The sequence below is a fragment of the Candidatus Margulisiibacteriota bacterium genome, assembly GCA_018822365.1.
GTDB lineage: Bacteria > Margulisbacteria > WOR-1 > O2-12-FULL-45-9 > XYB2-FULL-48-7 > XYB2-FULL-45-9.
The window spans coordinates 1-4,814 of the sequence record JAHJKL010000050.1 but is presented as its reverse complement, the minus strand read 5'-3'; the positions used below and the strand labels follow the sequence as shown (position 1 = coordinate 4,814).

At 52.5% G+C, this 4,814-nt stretch carries 6 protein-coding genes; 2 read left to right on the top strand and 4 right to left on the bottom strand.

From position 1 onward, the window contains the following. The 4 genes from KKF06_04125 to KKF06_04110 form a co-directional block, all read right to left on the bottom strand. Nucleotides 1-703: LptF/LptG family permease (locus KKF06_04125; protein MBU1616955.1), on the bottom strand; the 703-nt coding region annotated here is incomplete at its 3' end. Between the two features lie 4 nt (nt 704-707). Beyond that, nucleotides 708-902, bottom strand: coding sequence for a 30S ribosomal protein S21 (gene rpsU / locus KKF06_04120; GenBank protein MBU1616954.1), 195 nt, complete (start codon nt 900-902; stop codon nt 708-710). Next, nucleotides 889-1,578 (bottom strand): hypothetical protein, encoded by a 690-nt coding sequence (locus tag KKF06_04115; protein MBU1616953.1) that lies wholly within the window; start codon nt 1,576-1,578, stop codon nt 889-891. Before KKF06_04115 ends, rpsU begins: the two co-directional genes overlap by 14 nt. Next, nucleotides 1,575-2,261 (bottom strand): AAA family ATPase, encoded by a 687-nt coding sequence (locus KKF06_04110; GenBank protein MBU1616952.1) that lies wholly within the window; start codon nt 2,259-2,261, stop codon nt 1,575-1,577. Before KKF06_04110 ends, KKF06_04115 begins: the two co-directional genes overlap by 4 nt. 115 nt (nt 2,262-2,376) lie before the next feature. On the opposite strand from KKF06_04110, the gene KKF06_04105 reads away from it, so the two are divergent. Next, nucleotides 2,377-3,696, top strand: coding sequence for a saccharopine dehydrogenase NADP-binding domain-containing protein (locus tag KKF06_04105; protein ID MBU1616951.1), 1,320 nt, complete (start codon nt 2,377-2,379; stop codon nt 3,694-3,696). Between the two features lie 7 nt (nt 3,697-3,703). Further along, a partial coding sequence (locus tag KKF06_04100) for a hypothetical protein (GenBank protein MBU1616950.1) occupies nt 3,704-4,814 on the top strand: 1,111 nt, incomplete at its 3' end.

Here is a 4,814-nt window from a genome sequence, read left to right as displayed (position 1 = left end):
GGTTCAGGTCCTCAATTACGGAGATCTTCATCCGGTCGAATTTAGCTTCGTAGCTCAAGTTCCCTTGTTGATCGTATTTATGGATCACTCCCTGGTGCAGTTCCCAGATCTTGCCGGTAAAGTTCGCTTTATCGGCAAGAATGGTCCGGGGGAAAGCCCCGGGCTGGACTTCGTAGACCATGACCTTGCTCATGGTCCTGTTCTTCATATTGACCTGATTGGCATAGTAGAAGCGGTTCTGGGAATCCTTGAAAAAGACATTGTCTTTGACCTCTGGAAGGGGCTGCTGCTGAATGATCTGGCGGATGATCTGGCTGGAAACAAAATTGGCGTGCGGCACGATCTTTTCGTTGGTAAAAAAAGCCAGGAGACTGACCAGAAAGCCAACTAAAAGGATCGGACGGGCTAAACGAAAAAGGCTGACTCCCGAGGTCCGGAAGGCAGCCATTTCGTTATCTTTGCAAAAACGCCCCACCGCCATGGTCGTCCCAAAAAGGGTCGAGACCGGAAAGGTCAAAACCAGGATCGACGGAAGCTTGTAAGCCAGCAGCTTAAGGACCGCCAGGAACGGCACACCCTTATTAATGATCAAATCGGCCATCGTAAATAGCAGGTCGACCGTCATCACCAGGATAAAGCCGACCACTCCAATAAAAAAGGGGCCAAGCATCTCGCGGATGACATAACGGTCAAGAATCTTCATCGGTTTAGTCTGAATCTCGGCGTCGTTTGACTTCCCGCCGTTTGGCCTCCTCTTCCTCTCTTCTCCTGCGTTGCGAAGGCTTTTCGTAGAATTCCCGCTTCTTCATTTCATCCAAGGTCCCTTCGTGGCGCAGTTTCATCTTGAACTTGCGCAGAGCCTTATCGAGTTCCTCGCCTTTGCGGATCTCAATTTTTGGCATTCTCTTTTCCTCCTCTCTGTATCGGTTTTTCGTATTCGTATTCCAAACAGCACAGCAGGCGGCCGCAAACCCCGGACGTTTTGGTCGGCGAGATCGCCAACCCCTGGTCTTTAGCCATTCTGACCGTAACGTGTTTCGGTTTATCCAGCCAGACCGAACAACAAAGCGCGCGGCCGCACGGGCCAAGCCCGCCAAGAAGGCGGGCATCATCACGCGGCGAAACCTGCCTCAGGTCAACCCGGGCTGACAGGGTCACAGACAGGTCGCGTGAAAGCTCACGCAGGACAGGCGGCTTATCGTTATTCCCTTTGTTCCGGTAATAGATGATCAACCGGCTGTTGTCAAAAAGATACTCCAGGTTGATCACCTTGATCGGCAGTTCGTATTCCTTGACCTTTTGCGACGCCGCCTGCAGAGCCTGAACCTCTCGCTCCTGGATCTGCCGCTCCTGTTCCATATCCTCAGGTGTTGCGTAGCGCAAGACTTTTTTCAACCTGACATCCCTGGACAGGGCTCTGGAGGTCCCGGCCGATAAAGCAATGATCTCGCCAAACTCCACCCCCCGATCGGTTTGGACAATAACGGGTGAGCCGATCTTGATCGACTCTTCCCGGTAACCGGTGATCGGGCAGATCCGGCTGAACTTGCGCAACTTGATCCCTAATTTTTCCTTCATACATCTCCCATTTTCAAACAAGCTACATCAAGCGCTAGTTTCGCGCTGACATAACGCTTAATATTTTTGATCGTCTCAAGCAGGATCCGGCTTAATTTAGCATCGCGCAGCTCATCGTGCGCGTAATAGACCAGGTCATATAGCAATTCTTCAAGCTGCTCCTTTTCTTTTTCCAGCCTGGCCGAAAAATCAAGCAATTCCAAAGGCCCCTTTTTTTTAACCCCTTTCAGGTCTAGCCGGAAATGAGCAAATCCTTCATTCAACTCAGGCGGCCTGGGGTCTTCGCCAAATATCACTCTCTGACAACGGGACAGGATCGTGTTTGGCAGGCGGTCATCCCGCTCCACCAGCAAAATAAAAATAACCCCTGGCGGCGGTTCTTCAAGCGTTTTCAGGAAAGCGGCCGACGCTTCGGGCGTTAACTTGTCCGCCGCTTCAATGATCGCGACAAGCCGCGGACCGGCATTCGGCCCATACCTGACCACCTGCTGAATTTCCCTGATCTGGTCGATCTTAATAGTCGCCCCTTCAGGCTTCAAGGTGACCAGATCGACTTTTCGGGTCCCCAAACTTTCGGCAAACTCCCTGGCCGCTTCGGCCTTGGCCGGCCCTGGGGGCCCAAAAAACAGATAGGCGGAAGCGATCCGCTCGCTGCGTATTATTCCCGCTAGTACAGGATGCACATTAAAATTATAGCACAATAAATGGGGCAAAAAAAGTCAGTGGGGAACTCCTTCCATAAAATATTTTCAGTGAAATTTATATAATTCATTAACGATAACTGCTTGGAGGCAAAAAATGAAAAATGTATTAGTGTTAGGCGCCGGCATGGTTTCAAGGCCTTTAGTTAGAGATCTATTAATAAGACAAGGACATCGAGTGACGGTCGCAGACGTCGATTTAGCGAGAGCCCGCTCCGTTATTCAGGGACATCCCAACGGGATCGCAGAACGGCTGGACGCGAGCAACAAAGGCCTGCTAGGGAAATTAATGGAAGGGACGGACATTGCTGTCAGCATGCTCCCGCCCAGAATGCACAGCTTGGTCGCCGAGCTTTCGATCGACAACGGCTCCCATCTTGTTACCGCCTCTTACGCCGGCAACACTAAAGCGTTCGACCAGCCGGCTCGCGACAAAGAACTAATTATTTTAAACGAAATGGGCCTTGACCCAGGTATCGACCATTTTTCCGCGATGCGCATTATCGAAGAGGTAACGGCCAACGGGGGAAAGATCACCGGGTTTTCTTCCTATTGCGGAGGTCTGCCGGCGCCGGAAGCCAACAATGCGTTGGGCTACAAGTTTTCCTGGTCGCCCAGAGGCGTCTTTGACGCCATGCGCAATAGCGCCACTTTTATGCGCGACGGCCAAGTTGTAACCATGCCGAACGAACAGCTATTCTCGAGTCCCAGCCAGCATCCGATCGAAGGGGTTGGGCTGCTTGAGGGCTACCCGAACCGCGATTCGCTGGGCTACATCAAAGCTTACGGCCTGAACGCCATTCAAAACATGCTCCGGGGAACCCTGCGGGTCGCCGGCTGGTGCGCTTTTTGGGACAAGGTCGCCAAAACCGGCATTCTCCAAGAAGCCCCCATCGACCTCAACGGACAAAGCTATGCCGGCCTGACGAAAGAGTTAATCGGCGCCGACCCTGCCGAGAATGTAACAGCAGCTTTTGCCCGCTATCTCGGAGTCGATCCGGCCTCAATCATGATCGAACAAGCCCGGGAACTTGGCCTTTTCGAAGAAACGCCGATCCCGGCCGGCACGAAAACGCCGGTCGACGCCCTCTCGACCATCGCGCAGGAGCGGATGCAATTCCGGGCCGGAGAAAGAGATATGTCGGTCTTGCAGCATACTTTTCTCGCGGCTTACAATGACAGGCGGAAAAAAATAACTTCGACCTTAATAGATTTCGGCGTCCCGGGCAGAGACTCCTCAATGTCGCGCCTGGTCGGGTTGACGGCGGCAGTTGGGGTCCAACTTGTCGCTGAAAACAAAGTTTTAGGCCGGGGCTCTTTGATCCCGACCACACCGGATATTTACAAACCGGCGCTGGCGATCCTAGGAACCCTGGGCGTAGAAATGAAAGAAACGGTTGAAGACGTAAAATCCTAGGCTGTTTATGCCAGCTTTTATTGGCACGACGCGTAAATCAGGGAATATCCTTGTCGCCGGCCGAACGCTGACGCCACCGGAATACCGGGCTGTCGCTCCTTATTTGGGAATGTCTCTCGACCGTAGAATAAAAATGGCAACCCGGGATGCCAGCTTCCGTTCGCTTCAAACGCGTTTACAAAACCGCGAAACCTCTCCTTTGGCTTACTTCATATTTAATACGCCTTGTAATCAAGCCTGTGACTTCTGTTTTTTTGACCCCGGCGACCCTTCCACTTCAAAGATCGACTGGGAAGCAGCTAAGGGCAAGATTATTCAAGCCAAAAAGGATGGTTTCCAGGTTAAAATATATCCCAAAGAATTCAATTATAACGACCAGGTCTTCGGCCATTCCCTGGAATTAATGGATCTCGCCGGAGAAACATTTGCGATCACCAACGGCATCAAAGGTTTCCGGCCAAGCCATTTGACCGCTCTGGCTCATTCCAGTTTGCGCCAGCTGGTAGTCAGTTTTCTGCCGAGAGGAAAACATGCCACCCACGGCCGGGACCGCTATAACGCGGTCGAAAGGACTATCCGCGGGCTGGCAGAATTCAGCCGTCAGGGACTAACCAGGCCTTTTACGGTCGGCTTGTTCTGTCAGGTCGACCCGCAGGACCCGGCCATTGTTTTGGAAGCCGCGGAGGCGGCGGTCAATTTAGGAGTCGACACTTTAAATTTCAGACTAACTTTACCATTAGGGAACGCTCGATTAGACAATCGCGTAGTGACTGGCGAGGACTTTGACCGCGTGCTGCTGGCATTTATCGACGCCAGAATTAGATGGCCGAAAGAAACAATCAAACTGCTTTTGTCTTCGGCAACCTTTGGTCCGAATTATTACTCGAAAGGAATGTTCCGCTACCAACTAGGACTGGATCGCGACCCTTACTTCGCTTCGAAATACCCCTGCCCCATGATCGACCGGCCCGAATCGTTCTCGCTCCTGCTCCCGCAGGAACGACGGGTTTTCTGCCCAACTTTGGTCAGTCAAGCACCCCTTGAAAGCAGTCCACTGCCTGATTTTTGCCAGCCCTGCGACGTTCTGGAAATTTGTCGCGGCGGTTGCGCCGCCCGCC